The sequence below is a fragment of the Micromonospora sp. CNZ296 genome (assembly GCF_007827635.1).
This window is the reverse complement of sequence record NZ_VISW01000029.1, coordinates 24,222-47,242: the sequence shown is the minus strand read 5'-3', so window position 1 is coordinate 47,242 and position 23,021 is coordinate 24,222. Positions and strand designations below refer to the sequence as shown.

Annotated in this window: 14 protein-coding genes and 4 pseudogenes; 8 read left to right on the top strand and 10 right to left on the bottom strand. The window is 65.4% G+C overall.

The window, feature by feature from the left end; genetic code table 11:
• Positions 1-597: 597 nt before the first annotated feature.
• A pseudogene (locus tag FB455_RS31235) lies at positions 598-1,786 on the top strand (alpha/beta hydrolase family protein).
• On the opposite strand, the gene FB455_RS31230 reads toward FB455_RS31235, so the two are convergent.
• Positions 1,759-3,144, bottom strand: coding sequence for a helix-turn-helix domain-containing protein (locus tag FB455_RS31230; protein WP_145755673.1), 1,386 nt, complete (start codon positions 3,142-3,144; stop codon positions 1,759-1,761). The pseudogene FB455_RS31235 and the gene FB455_RS31230 overlap by 28 nt on opposite strands.
• Before the next feature lie 498 nt (positions 3,145-3,642).
• Positions 3,643-4,584 carry an endonuclease/exonuclease/phosphatase family protein gene (locus tag FB455_RS31225; protein ID WP_145755672.1) on the bottom strand — a complete coding sequence of 314 codons (942 nt, stop codon included), beginning with the start codon at positions 4,582-4,584 and terminating at the stop codon, positions 3,643-3,645.
• Positions 4,585-4,856: 272 nt separating this feature from the next.
• On the opposite strand from FB455_RS31225, the gene FB455_RS31220 reads away from it, so the two are divergent.
• Positions 4,857-5,531 (top strand): HNH endonuclease family protein, encoded by a 675-nt coding sequence (locus FB455_RS31220; protein WP_145755671.1) that lies wholly within the window; start codon positions 4,857-4,859, stop codon positions 5,529-5,531.
• 302 nt (positions 5,532-5,833) lie between these two features.
• Positions 5,834-6,178, top strand: a complete 345-nt coding sequence (locus FB455_RS31215) for a hypothetical protein (RefSeq protein WP_145755670.1) — start codon at positions 5,834-5,836, stop codon at positions 6,176-6,178.
• A gap of 169 nt (positions 6,179-6,347) precedes the next feature.
• Here the strand turns inward: FB455_RS31215 and FB455_RS34980 are convergent.
• The 4 genes and pseudogenes from FB455_RS34980 to FB455_RS31200 all read right to left on the bottom strand — a co-directional run.
• Positions 6,348-6,439: pseudogene (locus tag FB455_RS34980) on the bottom strand (transcriptional regulator); the annotation flags it as partial.
• Between the two features lie 294 nt (positions 6,440-6,733).
• Positions 6,734-8,407: a tetratricopeptide repeat protein gene (locus FB455_RS31210; protein ID WP_145755669.1), complete on the bottom strand. Its 1,674-nt coding sequence runs from the start codon at positions 8,405-8,407 to the stop codon at positions 6,734-6,736.
• A complete protein-coding gene (locus FB455_RS31205; protein ID WP_145755668.1) occupies positions 8,400-9,290 on the bottom strand; it encodes an esterase/lipase family protein in 891 nt (296 codons plus the stop codon). Before FB455_RS31205 ends, FB455_RS31210 begins: the two co-directional genes overlap by 8 nt.
• A gap of 212 nt (positions 9,291-9,502) precedes the next feature.
• Positions 9,503-9,835: pseudogene (locus FB455_RS31200) on the bottom strand (transposase family protein); the annotation flags it as partial.
• A 93-nt stretch (positions 9,836-9,928) separates the two neighbouring features.
• On the opposite strand from FB455_RS31200, the gene FB455_RS34975 reads away from it, so the two are divergent.
• The gene (locus FB455_RS34975; protein WP_486481625.1) at positions 9,929-10,063 is read left to right on the top strand and encodes a hypothetical protein; all 135 of its coding nucleotides are present in this window, start codon (positions 9,929-9,931) and stop codon (positions 10,061-10,063) included.
• 124 nt (positions 10,064-10,187) lie between these two features.
• Positions 10,188-10,724, top strand: a complete 537-nt coding sequence (locus FB455_RS31195) for a hypothetical protein (RefSeq protein ID WP_145755667.1) — start codon at positions 10,188-10,190, stop codon at positions 10,722-10,724.
• 359 nt (positions 10,725-11,083) lie between these two features.
• Here FB455_RS31195 and FB455_RS31190 read toward each other — a convergent pair whose 3' ends face one another.
• The gene (locus FB455_RS31190) at positions 11,084-12,703 is read right to left on the bottom strand and encodes a hypothetical protein (protein WP_145755666.1); all 1,620 of its coding nucleotides are present in this window, start codon (positions 12,701-12,703) and stop codon (positions 11,084-11,086) included.
• 340 nt (positions 12,704-13,043) lie between these two features.
• Here FB455_RS31190 and FB455_RS31185 point away from each other — a divergent pair.
• The 3 genes and pseudogenes from FB455_RS31185 to FB455_RS31175 all read left to right on the top strand — a co-directional run bounded on the left by FB455_RS31185 (position 13,044) and on the right by FB455_RS31175 (position 18,795).
• Positions 13,044-14,331 (top strand): annotated as a pseudogene (locus tag FB455_RS31185) (IS256 family transposase).
• 938 nt (positions 14,332-15,269) lie between these two features.
• Positions 15,270-15,599, top strand: a complete 330-nt coding sequence (locus FB455_RS31180) for a trypco2 family protein (RefSeq protein WP_145755665.1) — start codon at positions 15,270-15,272, stop codon at positions 15,597-15,599.
• Between the two features lie 7 nt (positions 15,600-15,606).
• On the top strand, positions 15,607-18,795 hold the full coding sequence (locus tag FB455_RS31175; protein WP_145755664.1) for a serine protease: 3,189 nt from the start codon (positions 15,607-15,609) through the stop codon (positions 18,793-18,795).
• Between the two features lie 82 nt (positions 18,796-18,877).
• On the opposite strand, the gene FB455_RS31170 is transcribed toward FB455_RS31175, so the two are convergent.
• The 3 genes from FB455_RS31170 to FB455_RS31160 all read right to left on the bottom strand — a co-directional run bounded on the left by FB455_RS31170 (position 18,878) and on the right by FB455_RS31160 (position 22,981).
• Positions 18,878-20,236 carry an integrase core domain-containing protein gene (locus FB455_RS31170; protein ID WP_486481624.1) on the bottom strand — a complete coding sequence of 453 codons (1,359 nt, stop codon included), beginning with the start codon at positions 20,234-20,236 and terminating at the stop codon, positions 18,878-18,880.
• A 597-nt stretch (positions 20,237-20,833) separates the two neighbouring features.
• The gene (locus tag FB455_RS31165; RefSeq protein WP_145755663.1) at positions 20,834-22,237 is read right to left on the bottom strand and encodes an MGMT family protein; all 1,404 of its coding nucleotides are present in this window, start codon (positions 22,235-22,237) and stop codon (positions 20,834-20,836) included.
• Positions 22,238-22,498: 261 nt separating this feature from the next.
• A complete protein-coding gene (locus tag FB455_RS31160; protein ID WP_145755662.1) occupies positions 22,499-22,981 on the bottom strand; it encodes a hypothetical protein in 483 nt (160 codons plus the stop codon).
• Between the last annotated feature and the right edge of the window lie 40 nt (positions 22,982-23,021).

Sequence of the window (23,021 nt, the reverse complement as noted above, 5' to 3'; positions counted from 1 at the left end):
GCCTCGGTCAGCTACGACCAGCTACGTAGCGGTGAAGATGGCCTTTATTGGCTGGAGACTCGCCCCGGAGCGGACCGGGGTACTACGGTGACACGCTGGCGGGCAAGCGATGGCAAGCGTGACGTCAGTCCGAGGAACTTCGATGTCGCCAGCGAAGTGCATGCGTACGGAGGCGGATCGTTCGCTGTTGCCGCGGAGACGTTGTGGTGCGTCGCTGGAGACGGCCTGTACCGGAGCCACCCTTGTAGCAATGAACCCGAACCGGTCAGCCGCGGGTGCTTCGGCGACTTAACGATCGGCGACGGCGAGTTGCTGGCTGTACGGGAGTCGGAGCATGGTGACCAGCTCGTCGCTGTGTCGTTCACTGGCGCCTCGCAGATGCGGACTCTCGTCTCGTCCCCAGGGTTTCTCGGCGCCCCTCGGCCAGGCTCTGGTCGGTTGGCTTGGACCGCTTGGAGTGAGCGCGACATGCCTTGGGATTCCTGCGAGGTGTGGACCGCCTCCTACTCAGGGCACGGTGGGGTCGAGAACCCCGTGAAGCTGGCCGGTGGTCCAGAGGAATCGGCGGTGGAGCCGCAGTGGGGGCCCGACGGGGCGTTGTACTTCGTGTCGGACCGCAGCGGCTGGTGGAACCTCTACCGATGGAACGGCCTTGAGGTGAAAGCTGTGGCGTCGATCGCGGGTGAGTGCGCCGCGGAGCCGTGGGAGTTGGGTTACGCGTCGTACGGCTTCCTCGACGATGGTCGCATTGTCTTGGTGGTGCAGGAGGGGCCGCGACACCGCCTTATCGTCATCGAGCCCGACGGCACTGTCTGCCCGGTCGACCTGCCGTACACGTCGATCAAGCCGTACCTCGCCTCCCGCGGGACGACGGTGGCGTTGATCGGATCATCGCCGACCGTAGCTCCACAGGTCGCGCTTGTAGACCTGGCTGAGGCTGACCCCCAGGTGAAGGTGCTTGCCAGGCCGGAGCACGCCGCACTCGACCGCGCGCGAGTATCGACCCCAACGGAGCTGCGCGTCCGAGTGGCCAGTGGGCGGGAGGTCCTTGCCCTGGTGTATCCGCCGACGGGCTCGGCGGCGGACTGGCGGGCGCCGGTGATCGTCCGGGCGCATCCCGGGCCGACCGCGTCCTGCCTGCTGCGCCTGGACTGGCAGGCACAGTTCTTCACCAGCCGCGGGTTCGCCGTTGTTGATGTCGACTACCTGGGTAGCACCGGGTACGGCCGCGCGTTCCGGGAATCGCTTTACGGTCGGTGGGGCCTGGACGATGTCGGCGACTGCTCTGCGGTGGCGGTTCATCTGCTGTCGACGGGACGGGCGGTGCCGGGGCAGGTGTTCATCCGTGGTGCCAGCGCCGGCGGCTACACCGCGTTGCATGCGGTGGCCCAGGACGGCCCGTTCGCCGCTGCCACGGTCGTGTCGGCGATCGTGGATCCTGACCGGTGGGCGCAGACGGTGCCCCGGTTCCAGCGGGCGCACGCGATGCGGCTGCGAGGTGGTGCCGGGCGGGTCCGTGCCGCTGCTGTCCAACGGCCGGTGCTGCTCATTCATGGCACCGCCGACGAGGTGGCCGTGGTCGAGGATGTCCGCGAACTCGCCGACGAGTTGACGTCTCTCGGCATGGCACCTGAGGTGTTGCTTTTTGCCGATGTCGGCCACTATGTGGCGTCGTCCCGTCGAGCGGGCGCGGCGCTGGAGGCGGAGCTGGGTCACTACCGCTCGGTGATGGCGGATGCGGCCGACGACTAACGGGGGCTACACGGCCGCCAGCGGTAGTCGGTGACGCACGTACTCGCCGAACTCGCGGACCTCCGGCTCGCACCGGTAGGGCTCGAGGTCGGCCTGCACCTCGACGATGCGCTGCAGGCAGCGGTGTGAGGTGGTTCGTGCGGCGTGGTCGACTGCCTCGCGTGCGGTGGCGCAGGCTTCGTCGATGCGGCCGGCGGCGGCCAGCGACGAGGCCAGGAGCGCGGTGTCGATGGCGAGTCGCCGGACGTGGGTGGGGCTCAGGGCGGTGAGGGCTTCGCCCAGGTGCCGCTGGGTGTGCTGCGGTCGGCCCAGGTCGTGGAAGCAGTGGGCAATCTCGTCGGCGAGGTACGCCGCATCGAAGTATCCGATCCACGCCGGCTCGTCCTCGGGCTTGGCACGGGCCAGTTGCCTTTCCGCGACGTCGAGGTGGGCCAGGCAGTCGCCTTCGCGTCCAAGGCGGGCGTGGGTGCGCGCCACCACCGCGTGCAGCGCGGCTGCCACGGCGGGCGTCGCCTGGGTCTCGCTTCCTCTCACCGCCGTCAGCGCCATCCTGCGCGCCGGCTCGGGATGGCCGCAGTGCAGCGCGAGATGGCCGATGTTCACGGCGAGCAGATAGCTGCCGTACAGGCGGTCGTCGGCGGCTTCCGTCAGACGTAGGGCGCGAAGGTAGCGGCGCTGGGCGAGGCCATGGGCACCGGTGTCGACCGCCTGGTACCCGCAGAGCTCGAAGAATCCCGCCGCCAGCGTGTACAGGTGCCGACCGACAGTCTCCGAGGTGGGAGAGTTCGCCAACAGCCGGTTCAGCTCGCGTTCGACATACCGCTGCACCTGGGCGTGGACTCGTCCGGCCCCGTGGGTGTGATCCAACTGGCGGAACATTGCTAGGACGGTCTCAGCGGAGTCGAGATCCTCTTCGCAGACCTGATCGGGCGCGTTGGGTCGGGCGGCCACGGGTAGATGGGGTCCCCCTGAGGCGTTCAGCCAGTCCAGTGCGGCGCGGTCAAGAACGCCGGGTTGGAAGGGGACACGGACGACCATGTCCGCCACCCCGGGCGTCTCCTCCGCTTGGGCGGTCAACAGGGTGCTGTCGTTGGTAGGACCGCTCGGGGAGGTTGTCCGCGTGCGCTCGCTGGCGCGACTTGCCTCGAGAAGCGGTAGCAGGCGGACCAAGGCTCCTCCAGCCGCCAACGTCCTGTCGCAGGCTTCAACGAATTCCTGGGACGGGAAACGGTCCGCTGTCTCCACCCGACGCACCAGGTCAGCGCTGAATCGGATCATCGCGCCGAGTCGCGCCTGCGAGAGGCTGGCCCGCTCCCGCAACCGACGCAGCTCAGCACCGAAGAAGTGGCGCTCAGACAGGGACGGCTGGAGCATCCGCGGGGTCTGGCCCATAGCACCGCCTCCTCTGGCTGTTCACACCATCAATGCGATGAGCAGCATAGATATCGCGTACATAGGGTCACTCAGTGTTCAGCCCGGCGCAACCAAGAACACCAAGGTCCATAGATGCAGGAGTGCGATCGGTCGCGAAGATGCGGACAATCGCTTCGTCCGCATGCTCGGCATTCACTTCACCGACCCGACGGGCCAGTGTGGAGATTAGCCTTGCTACTCATCAGATCCGCCTCTGACTCGAACGAGCCGCGGAGGTTGCAGCGCAGCAGGAATCCGCTTCGCCGCCGTGATCTTGATGGACCTTGGCTACGTTCTCGGCCTACCACCCGCACGAGCTTTCATGCGAATGGACATCCGTGCATGCCGTTGGACCTCCCCCGCGACAGCAGTACGCAGCCTTCGACCAGCACACATCGACCTCAGACTTCCACATGACTTGGCGAGTCCCAGTCCCCAGCGGCTTGACGCTCTGTTGAGCACAAGAAAGGGCCTGCGTTACCCGTTGAACCGGGCGACGACGGGGGCGTGGTCTGGTACGACGGCCTTCTCCCGGCTGCGGGTGGAGGCGCCGATGGAGGTGATGTCGTCGACGAGGGAGTCGATGGTGATCAGGCGGAGTTGGAGGTCGCGGGTTGCCAGGATGTGGTCGATGAGTTCGCCGTTGCCTTGGTAGATGCGGGAGTATGCGCGGGTTGGGGGTAGGCGTCGTCCGAGGTTGTACAGCCGGACGGTGTCGCCTTTGTCGGGGCGGTTGACGTCTCCGTCAGCGGGGCCTTCGAGTAGGACGGTGGTGATGGCGTCGGGGCTGTCGTTGAGGTCGCCGCAGAGGATGGTCGGCGTGCCTGGTTGGCCGTTCACGGCGGCTGCGGTGAGGGTTTCGTTGAGGTGTACGCGAAGGGCGACGGCTTCGGCGGTGCGTCGCAGGAGGGCGTAGCCGGCGCCGCGGGCGCGTTCGTCTTCGTTGAGGGGGTAGCGTCGCCCGCCGGGGTAGGTGAGCAGTTTGCTTTTCAGGTGCGCGGTCAGCAAGCGCAGCCCGGCGCCGCCGCAATCGACGTGCACTTGAAGCGCCCCGCGTCCCATGTGGGTGAGGGTGTCGCCGTTGACGTCGGGGACCGCGGGCAGCCCGGAGGGCGGCAGCGCGATGATCTGCGCTTCCTCGGTGAGGGGATGTCGGGCGAGGACGGCGACGCGGATGCCGCGGCTGTCCGAGTGGGAGGACACGACGGCCTGCCACGGCTCACCGAGAACGGCCCGCAGGTCCTGGGCGGCCCGGAGGCTGCCAATTTCTTGCAGGGCGACGACGTCGGCGCCGGTGTCGGCGATCAGAGAGGCGAGGTAGGTGAGCTTCGTGGCGTAGGTGTCGGCCGCCGCCGTGTCGGCGTCGGGTGGGAACAGGTTCTCGACGTTCCATGTCATTACGATCAGGTTGTTGGCCACCGTCGCTCCCGGAGTTGCAGGTGTCGTGCCAGCCTGAGAGTGGCACTCTAGGACGCCGGTTCGTGGCCGATCGCCGGTTCGTCGTCATGTCGACAGCCGAGGTCGGCTGCGGGGCAGCGGCCAGGCGAGCCCGCCCAGTGTGGCGGTGCGGACGGTTGGTGGCTGTGATCAGTGTTCGCGAGGGCCTCCCCAACTCTTCACAGTGGTGACTGTCGATGGACATGATGGGGCGAGATGGTCGCTAGCCACGACGGTTGCCCGAGGAGGCCCTCATGCGACTCACCCGACAACTCACCACATCCGCGTTGGCGCGGCGTGCCCTGACCGGCGCAGCGGCCGTGATGCTCGCCGGCGCCGGCCTGGTCGCCGCCGACGCCACGGTGGCTTCGGCGACACCTCCCGGGATTCCGTCCAAGGCGAGCGCCCAGTCGCAGCTCAACGCTTTGACGGTGAAGAGCGAGGGGTCGACGAGTGGGTACTCGCGGGATTTGTTCCCGCACTGGATCACCATCAGCGGCGCCTGCAACACCCGCGAGACGGTCCTCAAGCGCGACGGCACGTCCGTGGTCACCGACAGCAGCTGCGCGGCGACCTCGGGCCGCTGGTACAGCCCGTACGACGGCGCGACCTGGACCGCCGCCTCCGACGTCGACATCGACCACGTCGTGCCCCTCGCCGAGGCGTGGCGCTCGGGTGCCAGCGGCTGGACCACCAGCCGGCGGCAGAGCTTCGCCAACGACCTGACCCGCCCGCAGCTGATCGCTGTCACCGACAACGTCAACCAGGCCAAGGGTGACCAGGACCCGTCGACGTGGCAGCCGCCGCTGTCGTCGTACCGGTGCACCTACAGCAAAATGTGGATCACCGTGAAGTACAACTGGGGGCTGAGCCTGCAGTCGTCCGAGAAGTCCGCCCTGCAGAGCATGCTGAACGCCTGCAGCTCCTGACGCCAAAGGAGTCCGCGCGCTCACAGCCCCACACGTCGCCGCCGGGCGGACTGCGACTGAAAGCAAGTGCGGGCTTCCGAAACGAGGCAGCTGATCACCGGATGCCAGTGACGCTGTCATCGGGCGGCAAGCTCAACCCCCGGGCTTGCCGCCTCCACGCCGACACTGGCAGCTGTGACGACAACGGCGGTGGAGCGAGCCATATGATGACCCCATCCGGCCGGCTGAGTGGCTGCCGGTCAATAGCGTTGGATCTATGGGGTGAGAGGGCGTAGCCCGGCGGGGATCTAAGGGAGGGGCGTATGGAACCGTGGTCCGTGGCGCAGGTGGATCAATGGCTTGACTGGGTGCACGACCGCCACGACGAGTTCGACTACCGCTACATCTACTTCGCGTACCTGGCGGCTCGTGCTCCTGATCCGCGTGACGACGAGATCACCCTGACTGTTGAGCCCGACGGTGGTGTCGTGTTGCAAGCGGGCACCGACGACCGTGGACTGCGCCTGGCGAACGACGACGAGCGGACCCAGTTCGCCGATCACTTGCAGCGGCGGTACTGCGGCGACCGATACCCGAGCATGCATGAGTGGGAGCAGGCCCGGCATGCGGACTTCCGAGAAGAAGCCCAGTGGCGGTACGGACGGTAATGGGCTCTCCCATATCCCACCAGCGCGGGTCGGTGGTGGGGATGCCGCCGCAGTTCCTGTGACGTGACGGTGCTGGCCTGCAGCACTGTGCAGGCCAAGTGGTCAGCAATCCGGTCGCATGAGCCGAGCGTCGCCTGCAGACAGGCCCCGCCTTCACCGGTGACGCTTGGCGAGTCTTCCTGGTCGCTCGCTTGCGGGCGGCGTCAACAGCTCGGCGATCGCCGCGATTGCGGACGGCATCAGGCGGTAATAGGCCCAGACTCTTCCAGCAGCTGCTCGTGCTCTGGGCGCTTGCCGCCACCGACGTGGTTTCCACGCTGCGCCGTCGCCCCTGACACACGAACCGAATCCAACGACATCGTCAGCCCTTTTGCCGCTCGCTACCTGGGTGCCAGTTGCAGATCATCGCTGATGGCAACCATGAATGCCCAGGTGCCGTCGCCCCACCGATACGAACCCTCATGCCTACGAGCAGCGTGTCACGATGAACCGTCCACCGATGCTGACCGCTAACCTCCTATATGCCCAACTGGTCGGGTTCGTCGGGAGGAGCGCTCAAGATCCACGAAGCGTCATCGTCAAGCTGTCGACGAGATCTTGCTCGGCGACTGGGGTCATCTTGTTCAGTGCGCTGGTCGAGAGTTCGATCCGGTTGCCGTCCTGCGATGTAATCACTATGCGTGCGCCTGGGCGGGCGTGGATCCATGACATGAGGGCTCGGACGAATGGGAAAACTGACGCGGGAGCCAACGCGACCGCGATCGTGTCGGAGAGCGAGCCTATGGCACCCGGGTCGAGTGCCGGCTTGGTAAGGCGTAGCTCGGCACTCAGCGCGGGCTCTTGCCGAAGCCACCCAGCAAGTGACCGAGCTTCGGCAGAATCGCCGCCAAGCATCGTGAGCGCGATCTCCGTCTCCACGGATGAAGCGCCGTGCTGGAGGCGGTCGCCCGGTTCCCACAACGCAGCTAGGTCACGGAGAATGCTCCGGCATCGTGGATGGTTGGGGCCAAGAACCCGCTCGGAAATTTCCAGCGCCTGCCGGTATAGCTCCCGTGCTCCATCGACGTCGCCGCGCTCACGCCGCACCCCGGCTAGGTTGGTCATCGACGCCAGGGTGCTCGGATGCTCGTGCCCGAGAACACGCCGCGAATCCGTGACCACCTGTTCGTACATGCGCCGGGCGTCGGAGAGGTGGCCAGTGCTCCGGAGGACACCGGCGAGGTTGTGCATCGACGACAGCGTGTTTGGATGCTCCGGCCCATACAGCCGGATCCGGAGCGCGAGCGTCTGCTCGTAAAGGTTTTTCGCACTTTCGAGATCGCCGCGGTCTCGAAGCGCGCCTGCGAGGTTATTCATCGAAGACAGCGTGGTGGGATGTTCCGGGCCAAGCACCCGGCCCGCGCGCGCGTAGGTTTCCCTATGCAGGCGTTCGGCGGCCTCGAGGTCACCTTGGTTCTGCAGTACGACCGCAAGGTTGTTCATCGAGGCGAGAGTTTGCGGGTGATCATCGCCGAGCAACAGCCGACGTCGGTTCAGCACTTCGCGGTAGATGCGCACCGCCTCCATGCTTAACGATCGCAGCTGCCCATCGTCCTCATCGATAAGCTGTCGAGGTGTTCGCTCATACTTGGCCCGCAGCGCGTCGCCGAGGTTGGACAACGCCGTCAGGTATTCCGGCTGATCCGGCCGCAGCCGGTTCACTGCGGTCCGGAGCACTGCCATTGCCCGGTCGACGTCCGCTTCGTGGTCCGACTGATTGTGCCGAAGCAGCAGTGCGACGCCCAGGTTCGTCAGCGCCGCGACCTCATGGTCCGTCTCCGGTAGCTGCTCGACAGCGATGCCGAGCACCTGGATCGCCTGGTCTACATCTTCCGCCCGGCCAGCAAGTTCGTAAAGGCGAAGGTGAACGGCGCCGAGGTTTGTCAACGCTGGCACCCGCCGCCGGTCGCCCTCCGGTAGTCCGTTTACTGCGGCTCGCAACACCTGAGCCGCCTCCTGGACGTCGTCGGCGCGTCGGGCTAGCTCGTAACGACGAAGCAGCGCAGCACCCAGATTCGTGGAAGCCGCGTTCCACTCCGGCGTTCCGGGTTTTAGGTGCGCCAAGGTGTTACGGAGCACGGTAACGATCTTGTCGAGGTCCTCGCCGTGCCCTGTTCGACCAAAGTCGTCCCACGCTTCCTGGGCCTCGCGGAACGGCATTCGCTGCGAGTGATTCTCTTTGCTACTCATCCGGCTGCTCCTCGCGCAGTTCCCTGATCCATGACAGCGCGATGTCCGGTGTGGTGATGAAGTCGACTGTGCGGGAGTCGGCGTTCCATCGCACCACCACGTTTTTCGCGTTTACTGAGTCTGTCGAGTTGACGGATCGCGGGGGCACCAGGCCATCGTCGGCGACGGTAATGCTGGGACGCTGGCCGAAGGCCTCGACGAGGTGCCGTTTCAAAGTGGGAAACGTCAGGTTGTCGGTCTGCGCCGCGTGCAGGATGGAGAAATGGTCTCCCGGCAGGGTTTCAGCGTCCGGGAAAACGCTCTGCGCCGAGGCGCGGGTGACGACCCGGTCGCTGCGCCCGGCGTAGACCCGGAAGGGGATCCGGCACTCCCGGGCGGACACGGTGTCGGCGTAGACGACCTGCCGCAGCACCGTGCGGCGCGCGTCAGTCACGTCCGAGCTCAGGACCTGTAGGTCGCGGGCCTGGGCGTGGCGGCCGAAGCCGGCCATCTTCCGAATGGACCGGCTGAACTCGGAGCCCTCGTTCGGGCAGGCCAGCATCAGGACAAGCTTGACCGATGCAAGTTCCCGCCCGTAGCCCTCGTTCAGCATCCAGGCGAGGAACCGCTGCAGGATGAGGCCGCCCTGGCTGTGTGTGACGATCGCGGTGTCACGCCCAGACACCGTCGCCACGAGGTAGTTGCGCAGGGACTGTGCCACGTCGTTGTAGTCGGGAATGCGAGTGGCAGCGAACGGCATCGCCAGCTTCGGCGACTCGTACCGGAACCGGTGGACGCGCAGGCCCCGAAGATCCAGGTCGGCTTGCACCCGCTCGGCCACCTGGTCCCAAGTGGCGGGCGACGACCAGAAACCGTGGATGAGCACCAGGTCCGCGTCGATCAATGACGTCTCCGTAGCACGCTATTGGATGCCCATTCACGTAACGCGCTCGAATACTAACCGGCAAGGGAAGGCAGCAGGGAGAGGGTGGGCCATTCTGTCCCGCGTCGCTCGGCAGGTGCGTGTCCTGCCGATCTTGTAGTGGTTCATCGTTGACGACGGGCCGGTGCGTGTCGCGGTGAGTTGACCTACGAGGTGTCACCAGCCGATGTGCCTCGGTCGATCGGGATCAGGGTGCCATCCAGGATCGCATACGCGAGCCGGGCGATGCGCCGCATGGCCTCGTTCAGGTCCTCGGCGTGCGTGGCGAGCAGGTCGCTGGCTTCTCGGACGTGCCGCCAAGCCGTGGTGACGCTGACCTCGAAGCCGCAGGCCAGACGGGCGATGGCTTCACCGTTACGCAGATGGGCCAGGGCGAGCAAGGCCTGCCGGCCGGCATCAAGACGTCGCCGCCGGCCGCGGCGGCGGGTGCGTTTGGCGCGGATGAGGTCGGCCAGGTGGTTCAGGGTGCGGTTGGACAGCGCGACCGCAGACGGGTAGGACAGCACAGCGAGGCTCCCGGTTGGGGCATCGGATCTTGGTCGACTGCTGTCTTACCGGGAGTTTCGCCCTATGTCGACACATGCTTCCCGCCGCCCATCGTGGCCAGGCCCATCACGATGAAAGCCGTCACCGGCATCGGCTACGCGTGGTTCAATCGCGACCGCGGCGACGACTACGACGGCGGCTACGAAGAAGTCTGGTACGAGGAAGAGTGGCACTACGAGGAACACTGACGCGACGACTGAGCCCGCCGGGGCTTCACCCGCAGCGATCCTCGGCGCCCGAGCTTCCGTCGCGCGATGTGGTGCCACAGTTGGCTATCGTCGCTGCATCCTCTGAGCATCCAAAGGCGGTAGCATGGTGCAGGGTGACCAGGGCAGTGCGCGGAGCCTCGACGATGTCTTTCCTGTGATCTCAAGCTGGGTCAGCGGTGCGCTAAGCGACTTCCGTGCGAGGGACCTGGACCTCTTGGAGTACTCCGTCGGCGAGTGGTCCTGCGCCTTCCGAATTGCTGTCTACCTCGAGCAGCGCGTTGATCCAGCCTGGCGTGTTGACATCGAGTACGACAGGCAGGGCGTTCGCGGTCAGCAGAAGAGGCGAGGGCTAGACTCCAACGCCTCGACGATGCGGCCGGACATTGCAATCCATCGGCGCGGGTCGGAGGATATCAGAGACAACCTACTGCTCCTGGAGATCAAGAGGATTTGGACGCCTGGTGGTGATCCTGACGACCTTGCCAAGGTTCGCCGAGCTGTTTCCGGCGAACTCGAGTTTCAGTACCAGTTTGCGGCAGCCATTGGTCTGGGCGACTCGGGGTCCCGTTTCAATCCGACATGGACGCTGATGACAGCCGGTGGTGTGATGCTAGTCGATGAGAAGCGCATCCTGGCTTGAGCAGATTAGGGCAACGGACCAGGTTGTTCTCGTTGAGGTGATGCAAGCGCCATCTCGGGTGCCAAGTAGGATCCCCGCCCGGTGCTGGGACGACCTACTCAGGCTAAAGGTCAAATTAGGGGTGGCAAGCGTGGCGGCGGTCAGACCTGGCTGGGTCCTGTGTGGGCCCCCTTCTACCCCCTGAGTTCCCCCCCCCCCCGCTTTGTTGGAGCGGTGGTTACACTTCAGGCAAGTGACGACAAGCCTGCTTCGGCTACTTTCCGTAACAAGGGGTTTTGACAACCAATGACAAGCCCTGAGGGACTCGACAAGAGGTTGTCGTGGGATCAAGTCCCTCTTGCTAGTGGTCTACGAGATAGCTAGACGTCCTGGTTTACGCCTTCATCACGTTGTACGAAGTCGTGGTGCAAATCGATGGTGCCGTCTGCATCGATCGAAAGCGCAACCCAGGTGCGGGCGGTCGCGGGTGCCGATGCCGGTAGACGGACCCGGATTGGCCCACGGTCGGTGGGGACGGAGAGAGATGGATGAGCGCCGGCCAGGACGGCGTCCGAGGTATACACCTGAACTTCGACATGAACGGGCGGGTGGCTTCCGTCTCTACCCTGTCTGACGATCATCCTCTCCGGCTCTCGGCCGTCGAGCACGTCTTCCACGAGTTCCACATGCTCGCTGACCTTCTGCGCGTGGTAGACATGCTCCTCGCCGTCGCCTGTGGCGATGTAGGCGTGAAGGTCCAGGTCCGGAACTTCCGGATTCCAGGAGAGTTCGAGGGTTGCTTGCGGGGCGGTGAGCTTCGGTTTTGGCGGCGGCAGTGCTGCCGTCACCTCCTGCCGGAAGCTGCTGGAGCCGGCAGCGCCCGGGTGCACATAGCCGTGCACATGTGTCCGATGCCGCCGACTCTTGGGAACGTAGGTGATGGCGGAGGGGCTTACCGGACCGTATGCGGCCAAGATGACGACCGCCTTTGGCAGGCCTCCGCTGTAGTCGGCCAAAGCCTGCCCAGGGTTCTTGGCAGCTGGCCTTAGGTACTGTTTCGCCTCGACCGCGAGCAGCGTGTCCCGCTGCGTATCGCGGCCTGCGAGGAACCTGTAGTCGGGCTGGATGCCGTTCTTACGTGAGGCACCGATCGGCTTGTGGTACGGCGACCGTAGCTCGGCCCAAAGTTCGGTGGGACCGGCAATGCTGTCCATGTCCGCCACCGGAGTGGCCCGGAATGGGAAAGCCAGTACGCCGTCGTGGACGCGGAATGTCAATCGGTCGGGAAGTGCCTTGTCGAACTCGGTCACCAGCCACGCCGAGTAAAATTCATGTCGCTTACCCCAGATCGGTAAGGCAAGTACTGTCTCGACAGCCTCGAATACCACCTCTGCCTCAACCTGGCGCCAATCGAGGTTGTCGAGCCAATCGCGTAGCCTGTCAGCGACCCCCGCCCCATGCGACTGATCCTTTGCGGCCCTCGCTACCTCGGTGTGCAGAGCGAGTAGCCGAGGGGGAAGCCAGTTCTCGGCGTCACTGCTTCGGACAACTTCGGCGTCAGCCGGCAGTGGGTCGAAGCCACTGGGCCAGAGCGAGGGGCGGTCAGGGGCCAACGACCGAGCTCGATCTAGGTACGCACGCAGCACAGCCATGACATCAGTAACCGCCTCGTCGAGCGCGGCGTTGCCGGTCTGCGCTGGTGCGGGCAGGTCATCTGGCCAAGCCCCTGCCGCGTAGGCGTCGGCCCACGCTGCCAACTCCGACGGCAGGTCGCTGGCCGGAACCCAGAAGGGGAAACTCCATAGCTGGTCGTGTGTGATCTCGAGGCGCAGCACCGACTGGATTCTGGTCTGGGTCACCCGCACCTGGTCGCGGAACGCGGACAGCAAGACGTCAAGCTGGTCGCCCTCGGAGAACTCGTACACGATCCGCAGGCTGTCGCTGGTCGCGCTGGTCGCCGCGATCCGCTCATACAGCCTGAGCAAGTCGGTCAACATCATTGCGAAAGGCTGCAGGTCACGCAGCAGTACGCGTACGAGAGCCGCAGCCGGTAGATCTAGCCCGTCGAGCTCTTGGGCTACATCACGTCTCGGGCGCAAGCCGAACTCGGCCCTGATGCTCTGAACGAGATCTGTGTCGTAGTCATGCGGACGCAGATGCCCCAGGTCACAAAGGCGTCTCCACAGAGCAGCCGCAGAATCGACACGATCCACAATGGCAGACTAAGGTGGTTCCTCGTCACCGGACATCCCGCGGTTGGCGGATAGACGGGGTCTGTGGATCTAAAGGTGTTTCCGGCCTGACCTGCCGGGCGTTGTGCCTGGTGAGGAGGGTGCCGTGATGACCGCGACACTGAACGACCAGACCGGACGCAGGAAGCGGCCCGAGCCGTCGGCGGAGGCGAAGGCCGCCGCCGAGCTCGTCCGGGCAGCCAAGGAACAAGGGCTGTCCCTGACCGGTCCGGACGGGCTGCTGAAGCAGCTGACCAAGACGGTCCTGGAGACCGCGCTAAACGAGGAGATGACCGAGCACCTCGGCTATGAAAAGCACGACCAGGCCGGTGTTGGTTCGGGCAACATCCGCAACGGCACCCGTCCGAAGACCGTCTTGACCGAGGCCAACGGGCCGGTGCAGATCGACGTGCCGCGGGACAGGGCAGGCATCTTTGAGCCGCAGATCGTGCGCAAGCGGCAGCGGCGCCTGTCAGGGGTCGACGAGGTCGTGTTGTCGCTGTATGCCAAAGGCTTGACGACCGGGGAGATCTCGGCGAAGTGCGCCGAGATCTACGGGGCTTCGGTGTCGAAGGAGACGATCTCCCGGATCACCGACAAGGTCATCGAGGAGATGACCGACTGGTCCCACCGACCTCTCGACGCCATCTACGCCCGCCGTGTTCATCGACGCCATCGTGGTCAAGGTGCGCGACGGGCAGGTCGCCAACCGGCCGTTCTACGCCGCGATCGGCGTCACCCTCGACGGGGAGAAGGACATCCTGGGCTTGTGGGCCGGCGCTGGCGGTGAGGGCGCGAAGTTCTGGATGAGCGTGCTGACCGACCTGCGTAACCGGGGCGTCAAAGACGTGTTCTTCCTCGTCTGTGACGGTCTCAAGGGCCTGCCCGAGGTCGTGACGAACGTGTGGCCCCAGACGGTGGTGCAGACCTGCGTGATCCACCTGATCCGCAACACCTTCCGGCTCACCTCCCGCAAGTACTGGGACGAGCTCAAGCGGGACATCAAGCCGATCTACACGGCCGTCAACGCCGACGCCGCCCGGGCGGCGTTCGACGACCTGGCCGACAAGTGGCGTGGCCGGTATCCGGCGGTGATCCGGCTGTGGGACAACGCCTGGGCGGAGTTCATCCCGTTCCTCGACTACGACCTGGAGATCCGCAAGGTCATCTGCTCCACGAACGCGATCGAATCGCTCAACGCCCGCTACCGGCGGGCGGTCAAGGCCCGCGGCCACTTCCCCAACGAGCAGGCCGCGTTGAAGTGTCTATACCTGGTGACCCGATCCCTGGACCCCACCGGAGCAGGCCGAACCCGATGGACGATGCGCTGGAAACCCGCGTTGAACGCCTTCGCCATCACCTTCAGCGACCGCTTCCCCGCCGCTGAAACCTACTAACCAAGATCGCCGGAAACACCGTTAGCGAGACAGGCCCGATAGACGAGGCGCAGCGGATGCGCTGCGACGGTCTGGAGGGCGTAGCCCCTGCGCGAGGAACGTGGCCTTGCCCACGAGCGTTGAGGTCGGGGACGTAGCAAATTCGCCGAGCCCGGCCCGGCCGGCCTTCCGCGGGCCAGCGGACCGCCGCACCTCAAGAGCAGCGCCAGCACGATCAGAGGTAGCGGGCAGCTGCGCTGTCGAGGCGTTCTGGTTGGGAATGGCGTTGAGCTTGCGCCGTTGCTGGACCGTTGCCGCAAAGAGCTTCTGGTCCGGGGCGGCTCGGCCGCCGGAGTGGAAGATGATGCCTTCGCCGGTCAGGACCTCGCGGCAGGTTTGGGTGATGGTGGGGTCGGCCCATCGGAAGCCGTCTGCCGGCTTGCCTGTCGCAGTCAGGACAGGTGAGCGCCGTAAGGGCATTCGGGGCATGTTGTGATGTGCTGGCCAACGCTGATGGCTGGAAGTGCGATGATTTGCGCTAGTTCCCCGTAGTTGGTCCATTCTCCTGGCGAAGTTGCGCGATTAGCTGGTGTAGGTCCGTCCAGTCTCGGGTGTGGGCTTGACAGAGGAGCTACGTACCCTTCCGCTGGAGGTGCTCTACGTCCGGTGGCGGGCACTGACCGGTAACGAGGTTGACTGGACGGCCTTCGGGCCGGGCGCTCCAGCTGAAAGCGTGGAACGCCTGACCTTCGTGGGTGTCGGATGTCCGACCTTGCTTGGTGTTCGTGCGTCCGGTCGTCGCTTCGTGTGACAGCGGGGTGTGCTGCGGTTGTCTGAGTTTTCCCTGCCGAGCAGTGCTGTCGGCGGGGAATGGGGAGTAGCACTATGGCCGCGGGCGTGTTGGGCTGGTGTTCGGTCGATGGCTGACGTTCGGGTATGGATGCGGTATGCAGGTTGGCGTGGATGCTGTGGAGAGGCTGGCCGATGGTGGCCTAGTGCGAGGAAACCTGCTGCTGGCTGATGCGTTGGAGAGTCTGCGGGAGCAGCTGAAGGAGGCTGTTGATCGGGCGCAGGGTCAGGATGTGTCGTTTGTGTGTGACAGTGTCGAGGTCCAATTGCAGGTGGTCGTTACGAATACCCGTAAGGGTGAGGCGAAGGCTGGGCTGTGGAGCGTCGTCACGGTCGGTGGTGGTGTGGATCATGCGGTCAGCGCGGCACACGTGGTGAAGCTTGTCCTGAAGCCGGAGCTCAGTAGGACTGGTGCCAAGCTCGCGATGAGCGACAATTGACGGACGCGTGATTCACGACGTGCATGCTCGGGTGGTCGAGGTGTTGCGCGCCGGCACCGGGCGGGGTTCTGGTTTCGCGGTCGCCGCCGATATGGTCCTGACCGCGGCGCACGTCGTCTCCAACGAGGCTGCGGTGCGGGTCATCGTTGGCGGGCAGGATATGCCTGGCGTTGTGGTGTGGCGTGATCCAGGACTTGACGCGGCGCTGGTGCAAGTGCCGGTCCGGCCGTGGGACGGTATTGATACACGGTGGGCCGCCGTCTCGGGTATGTATGCCGTGTCATGCACCGCAATCGGGTATCCGAGGGTGCAGAAGACTGATGACGGTACCCGGGCCGAGGAACAGATCGCTGGGTTCATCATGCCCGTGACGGGGCGGCGGATCGGCCGGTACGCGGTCAATGTTACGACTACTCAGCCGTATGACCTGCCCCTGGGCTTGTCGCCGTGGTCGGGTCTGTCCGGCGCGGCGGTGTTGACCGCCGACGGCCGTTGTGTGCTGGGTGTGCTCATCGAGGATCCGACCGGGTTTGAGGCGTCGCGTCTGGAAGCGGTGCCGGTCGCGGCTTTGCTCGACGATGCGGGCTTCGCCGGGTTGGTGGGCGCTGACCGGTCTGGGATGGTGGTGGTGACCGGCGGGCCCGGCGGCGACTGGCCCCGAGCACAGCAGGAGGGACTGCGGAGCCTGACGCCAGCCGGCGTACCAGAACGAACGGCGGTGAACGAATCGCTTCTGCGCGTCGACCAGTGGGACCCGCATCGGCTTGGTGTGCAGCCGTCCATCAAAGTGCTGGAGGCGGACCGTCACCGAACCGACCACGGCCGCGAGTTAGGGCCGCTCCCGCTGTACTTGCGCCGTCAGATCGACAGCGAGCTGCGAGACGCCGTTCGGACTGCCGCACGTTATGGTGGCCTCATCGTCTTAGTCGGCGACTCGTCCGTCGGCAAGACCCGCTCGGCTATGGAGGCGATCAGGACAGAAGTCCGTGACTGGCGGCTGCTGCGTCCCTTCTCGCCCACCGAGGTCACGGCTCTGGTCGAAGAAGGTCGGCTGCCGGAGCGCAGGACCGTCCTGTGGCTGGACGAACTCGAGCTTTTCATCGACGGCCCCGAGGCCCTCAGCCTTAATGAAATGCACCGGCTCGTCAATCCTCGCGAACCCACGATCATCATCGGTACGCTATGGCCGGAAGTGTACGAGCAGATTATGAACCGTAAGCCGCCGCCGCTACCTATGCATAACGAGAACGGTCCGACCGGCTCTGGTTCGCGGCCTTCCCACGGCGCGGGCCACCGCACCACTTTCGGCCCGAACCCGATGCGTGACCCGCATCGTAGCGCGCGGCAGATCCTTGGCACACTCGCTCGGTGCATCTTCGTGAAGACCTTCGGTGACGAGGAAAGAGCCTGGGCTCGAACATACGGTGGTTACGACCCTCGTATTCGCGTCGCCCTTGGTGATCCGAACTTCGGTGTGACGGAGATCCTCGCCGGCGCGCCGGAACTCGTGCGGCGCTGGCTTTACGGCAGTGACCTCTACGGGGCAGCCGTCATAACCGCAGCGATCGACGCGCGGCGGATCGGCATCAGGGCCCCACTGCCGCGTGGCTTCTTCGAGACGGCTGCCTTGTCGCTGGTCTCCGAGCCGGACAAAGCCCGCGCCGGCGCAGAATGGCTGGACAAGGCGATAGGCTACGCGACCCAGGCTGCCGGCGCGACGTCCGCGCTGCTACCGGTTACCGGTCAAGGCTCCGACGGCCCCGCCGCATACATCGTCGCCGACTATCTCGCCCAGTACGGGTCTCGCCTTCGTGATGCCCAGCCCATCGCCCGCGGTCTGTGGACGGCCGTAGCCGATCACATTGCCTGGGGACGGGATTTGCACCGCGCCGCTGTCGCCGCACGCCTGCGACTGCACTATCCGATAGCCGAACGGCTCTTCCACAAGGCTGCGGAGTGCGGCAGCGTGTCCGCCTACAGCGCCCTCGGCCGGCTCTACCTCGAAATGGGGCGTCCGAACGAGGCCGTAGACGTCTTTGCGATCGGGTTCTCCCAGGGCGACGTTGCGGCTGGCAGGATTCTCGGACGAGACGCGGCGGCGGTCAAGAGCTTGCTCACCCAATCCGAACCCACGGACGATGCGGACCGCCTCCGAATCGCCAAGCTGCTACGTGCCGCAGGGGTGTTCAACCAGGCCCTGGACCTGCTCGCCACGGTGTCCGAACCCCGATACGAGTTCTGGGCTCTACGCGCCACCCTTCTCCAGGACGCGGGAAAACAACAGGAAGCGCTCGATTGCCTGCGTGAGGCCATCACAGAGGGACACGAGGCGCTGTGGCGGCGGTTGGTTGACTTGCTGCGTGTCACCGGGAGGGAAGACGAAGCGGTCACTGTCCTGCGGTCCATCATCGAGTCCGGTGACCTGAGCGCCCGCCGCGACCTCGCCGCCCTGTACCTCGATCGAGGGAGGGAGGAAGCCGCGCTCGATCTGTACCGGCAGGCCGCCGATGACGGTGACCATCGTGCACGAATCGCAATCGTAAGGGCTCACATGCGCCGCGGCCGCATCGACGATGCCATCAACGAACTTCGTGATGGCATCGCCAATCGGCAAATTCCCTTGCATGAAATCGGTATGTTTGCCAACTTTTTCGACGCCATGGAAGCTGCGATCGGCATGTGTCGGGCCGCGGTCGAGATGGGGATTCCAGGCGCACGCCGTCGTCTCGCCCGTGCGCTTGAGCGCGACGGGCGAATCCATGAGGCACTTGATGTCCGGCGGGCTGCTGCGGCGGCGAACGATCCATACGCGCTGCGTGAGCTCGGCGAAGCACTGCTCCGCTGGCGTGAGAACGAGGAAGCGGAAACGGTACTACGCCAGGCGATCGAGGTTGGTGACAACCAGGCGTATGCACCGTTGGCTAACCGTTACGCCGGGACGCGACGGTACAGCGAGGCAATTGCCGTTTGGACGGAGGCGATCGCGGCTGGACAACGACAGGGGCACCGCCGCATCGGCGAGCTTCATGAGCAGGCGATGCGACTGCGGGACGCGCGCCAATCCTATGAGACAGCGGCTCTTGTGGGGGACGCCCAAGGTGCCCTGAAGCTCGTTGCTCTACTGCGTCGTCGCGACCCCGCGGCGGCCGAGCACCTTTTCCGGAAAGGTCTTGAACCACCTGCTCACCTAACGTAGCTTAATCAAACGATGGTTATCAACGGCCAATGCTGCCGCCCGGGCGATGCCAACTGATCCCGGTGACTGCCGCGATAGTGGACTACTCGCGCACGGTATTCGAGCTCGCACAGAACCGCACTTCAGACGGCCGAACCGAGTATTCGAGCCACACAGGGTGTGTTCGGAGTCGCATTGCATGATCATCCAACGGCCCGGGGTGGACTGGTGCGGTGCGACCGGGAGCCCGGCTGTCGTGTGGCCGACAGTACGCGCCGCTGCCCGACAGGCGTAGGCGGAGGTCGAAGCGCTGGGTCGCTCGCGGGGCCGGGCTCGTTGACCCGAATCGAGTCCACCAGGTGTGGGGCTCGCAAAGTCGGTTCGGCTTCGCTGCCTGCGAACACTCGTTGATCACCCCGCCGAGGATCGGGCGCCGCCGGATCCTGGCGGCGGTCAGGTCAATGACTCCCGGCGGCGGGTTGGGCGGCTGCTGGCCGAGTGATCGATGTGGGCGATGGCTGTTGTAGTGGGTCCTGTACTCGGCGAGGACGGCTGCGAGGTGGCGTTCGCCGACGATGAGCATCCGGTCGGTGCACTCCCGGCGTACGGTGCCCACCCACCGCTCGGCGAACGCGTTCGCCCGGGGCGCCTGCGGCGGGGTTCTGATCACGTCGATGCCGTCGGCGGTGAATACCGCGTCGAAGATCGCCGTAAATTTCGTATCTCGGTCGTGGAGCAGGAACCGTAGCCCAGCGGCGCGGTGGTCGAGGTCCATCAGTAGATTCCGTGCCTGCTGGGACACCCAGGCGCCGGTGGGATGGGCGGTCACCCCAACCACGTGGACGTGGCGGGTGGCGATCTCGACGAGGAACAGCACGTAGATCCGGTTGAGGAACACGGTGTCGACGGTGAAGAAGTCGCAGGCCAGGATCGTGTGGGCCTGGGCGGTCAGGAACTGTTTCCAGGTCCGTCCGGACCGCCGGGGTGCCGGGTCGACTCCGGCCTGGTTGAGGATCTTCCACAATGTGCTGGCCGCGACCTGGTAGCCCGGGCCGAGCAGTTCACCCTGGATCCGGCGGTGCCCCCACGTCGGGTCTTCCGCCGCGAGTCGGCAGCACCAGGTCGGGGACCTGCTTGTCGACTGGTGGCCGGCCTGGCCGGGCATGTAGGTACGTCCACCGCCGGGTGACGAGTTCACGTGCCACCGCAGCAGCGTGGCAGGGGTTACGAAGAACACCGACCAGCGCGGGCGGGGCAGCAGCCGTGACAGCGCCGCCAGTACCACCCGGTCGGCCGGTTGGAGATCGGGGCGGGTCACCTGTCGGCGCAGCACGGCAACTTGATGGCGGAGCACAAGGATCTCCACATCCTTGGCCCCACCGTCGCAGGCGATCTGGGACAACATCTGCAGAACTTGGCGAACCAGCAGGTACAGCAACGACGCGCTCACGCCGACGAGCATGACGGCTGCGTAGGGCTCGAACTCGCACAGAAGCGCACTTCAGACCGCCGAACCGAGTATTCGAGACCCACAGGGCACCGACGGATGAGGGCTCGTCGATCTCTTGGTGACGGGAGACGCCGATGGCAGGGCGGCGGCCGCGGTCGGACCCTGGCGACGTCCTGTCGTTCTGTCCCCCGTTTACCCCCCGAAAACCCGCACCTGCTGTTGACAAACAGTGACAAGAGGCGATCGGTCTCTGATTGTGTCTGTGCAGCTCAGCGCTTATTTCTGACGACCAATGACAAGGTCGGGGTAGCTACGCACGGTAACAAGGGGTCTTGACAACCAATGACAAGTCCTGAGAGGACTCGACAAGAGGTTGTCCTCGGTTCAAGTCAGGCGGCGTGGGTCGTTGCCGGTGGATTGTCGAGTGACCGGACGCCCCAGGCGCTGGGCGCCCCGTCGGCTGGTGCAGTGCTCACTGGCGCGGCTATGTGGAAGGTCAAGGTCGGGGAGGTAGCAGACCCGGCGAGCTCGGCCAGCCGGTCTTTCGCCGGCCAGTGGACCGGCGGCTGCCTGATGAGGGGAGCTTGCACGACCAGACATAACGGACTGCTACGACACCGGGGCGTCCTGCATGGGGATGTTTTTGAGCTTGCGGCGTTGATGGAGCGTCGCCGCGGAGAGCTTCTGGTCCGGGTCGGCTCGGCCGTCAGAGTGGAAGATGATGCCTTCGCCGGTCAGGACCTCACGGCAGGTCTGGGTGATGGTGGGATCGGCCCATCGGAAGCCGTCTGCCGGCTTGCCTGCCGAGGTCAGGACGCGGTGAGCACCGTAGGGGCAGTCGAGACAGCTCGCGATGTGCTGGCCGACGCTGATGGCTGGGAGTGCGATGATTTGCGCAATTTCCCCGTAGTTAGTCCATTCTCCTGGACGCAGTTGCGCTATCAGTTGATGTAGGTCGGTCCAGTCTCGAGTGTTCCTGCCGTAAGCGAGGGCTGTCAGGTCTACGCCGGCCTCGGTGACCCACCAGGCCGGTCCCCGCCCGCCGCGGTCGAGTCCGCTGGCTTGCTTGATAATGTGCCGAATTAGGGTCGTGGGTCTCCAGGTATTGCCGTCACCCTCCCAGCGCAGTGGACCCGTGCTGTCCGCCGTCCAGGTGGCGCGTCCACGATAGGGTTCCTCGGCCACCCACGACTCGATCGCCGCTCGTGCATCGGCGGGGATTTCCGTCGTTGGTTGCAACGTTAGTGCGGCGCCGATCGCCAGCAGACCGTTGTCGATAATCCGCTGGACGGTGTTGGCGGTGCGCGTTGCCTCGGTCGTCTTCTCAGCGACTGTTGAGGTCGTTGTCGCGTCCACGTCCGTCGGCGACAGCAGCATGTCGTCGATGCCGAGGACCGGATAAATCGAATCGAATTGCACGGCGACCTGTGTCCCGATCTGCCATGCACTCATCGTCCTCAGCTCGATATCGAGCCTGTGTCCGCTGACATTGCAAAGCCAGTCCACGGCCGTCACCACCTGCGGCGGGTGCTCGGCCGCGAGCAGCACGATACGAGGGTTGGTCAGCAGCTCCGGGTCGAATTCACCTTCGACATGATCGCGGAGGTGCGCCATCGCCTCGTCGGCCGACGTCGTCTGGCCTCGGCGGTTTAGGAAATCGGCGTGAGCGGATGCCAGTGTCGCGATGGTGAACCGGGAGACCAGTGCGGCGTAGGTCAACGCTTGCAGGTGAATGTCGCGGTCTCGTTCCCGCTTGAGTTCGACCACGACCAGTCGACCGGAGCGGTCGAGACCAAGCACATCGAGGCGTTGACGGGCACTAGTCCCAGAGCCGGTGGACCACCTGTCGTACTCGATCGTGATGACCCGCACACCGTCGCCGATGACCTCCGGGTGGACCACCACCCATTCCTGCAGGTCCTCGCGTTCCTTTAGCCCCGCCTCAGCCAGGGAGACGCGGACGGCCGGGGTCGCTACCGACCCCTCGACGAGATAGACCAGATCCTGCGCCATCGGCTCCCCGCATACGGCTTCTGTCGACTGACACCGAGCCTACCGGCCGGCTCAACCACCTCTTCCGAAGCAGTTCGGCTAAGAAGTATGGGCAGTTGAGACTCGAGTCTCACAGGCAGCCATCGGACCAGGGTTTCTTTGGGCGGTGATCTTTGGGCGGACCGAAGAGATCACCGGAGCAGCTGTGGGTGCCCGCTGAGGAGTTGTACGAGTTCAACCGGCACACCCTCGGGCCGATCAAGCCGCCCACGAGTTTCGTGGTCAGGACGCGGAGTCGGCTAGCGCGGTGACCTCGTGCTTCAGGGCGGTACGAAGGTTGTCCGCAGCGCTGTCGCTGATGACGGTGATGTTGGCCGCCGTGGCGCTTCCGCCGATGGTGACGAACCGCACCTTGGGATAGGCGGGCGCGGCGGCCACGACGGCGTCGATCTGGGCGGGGCCGGTGGCTATGACGAGGCCGCATTTGCTGCCGGCCAGCGACGCGACGTGGTTTCGGGCGTTGTCGACCGTCTGCGGGCCGTTGACCGCCAGGTACTGAACCTTGACGAGGCTGGAGACCGAGGCTTCCTGCATGGCGGCCCAGACCGGCTTGGCCGCATCGTCGCTGACGCCCGCGTGGTCGGTGAGCAGGCATGCGGTGGCGTTGAGGTATTCCCGCTGGCGGGGCTCGGGATCGGGCCACAGCATCCAGGTCGTTGCGACGGCTGCGAGGAGGAGGCCCAGTGCGGCCATGGCGATGCGCATCGGCCACCGGGTTGGCAGCCGCACAGCCGGGCGCCGTCGG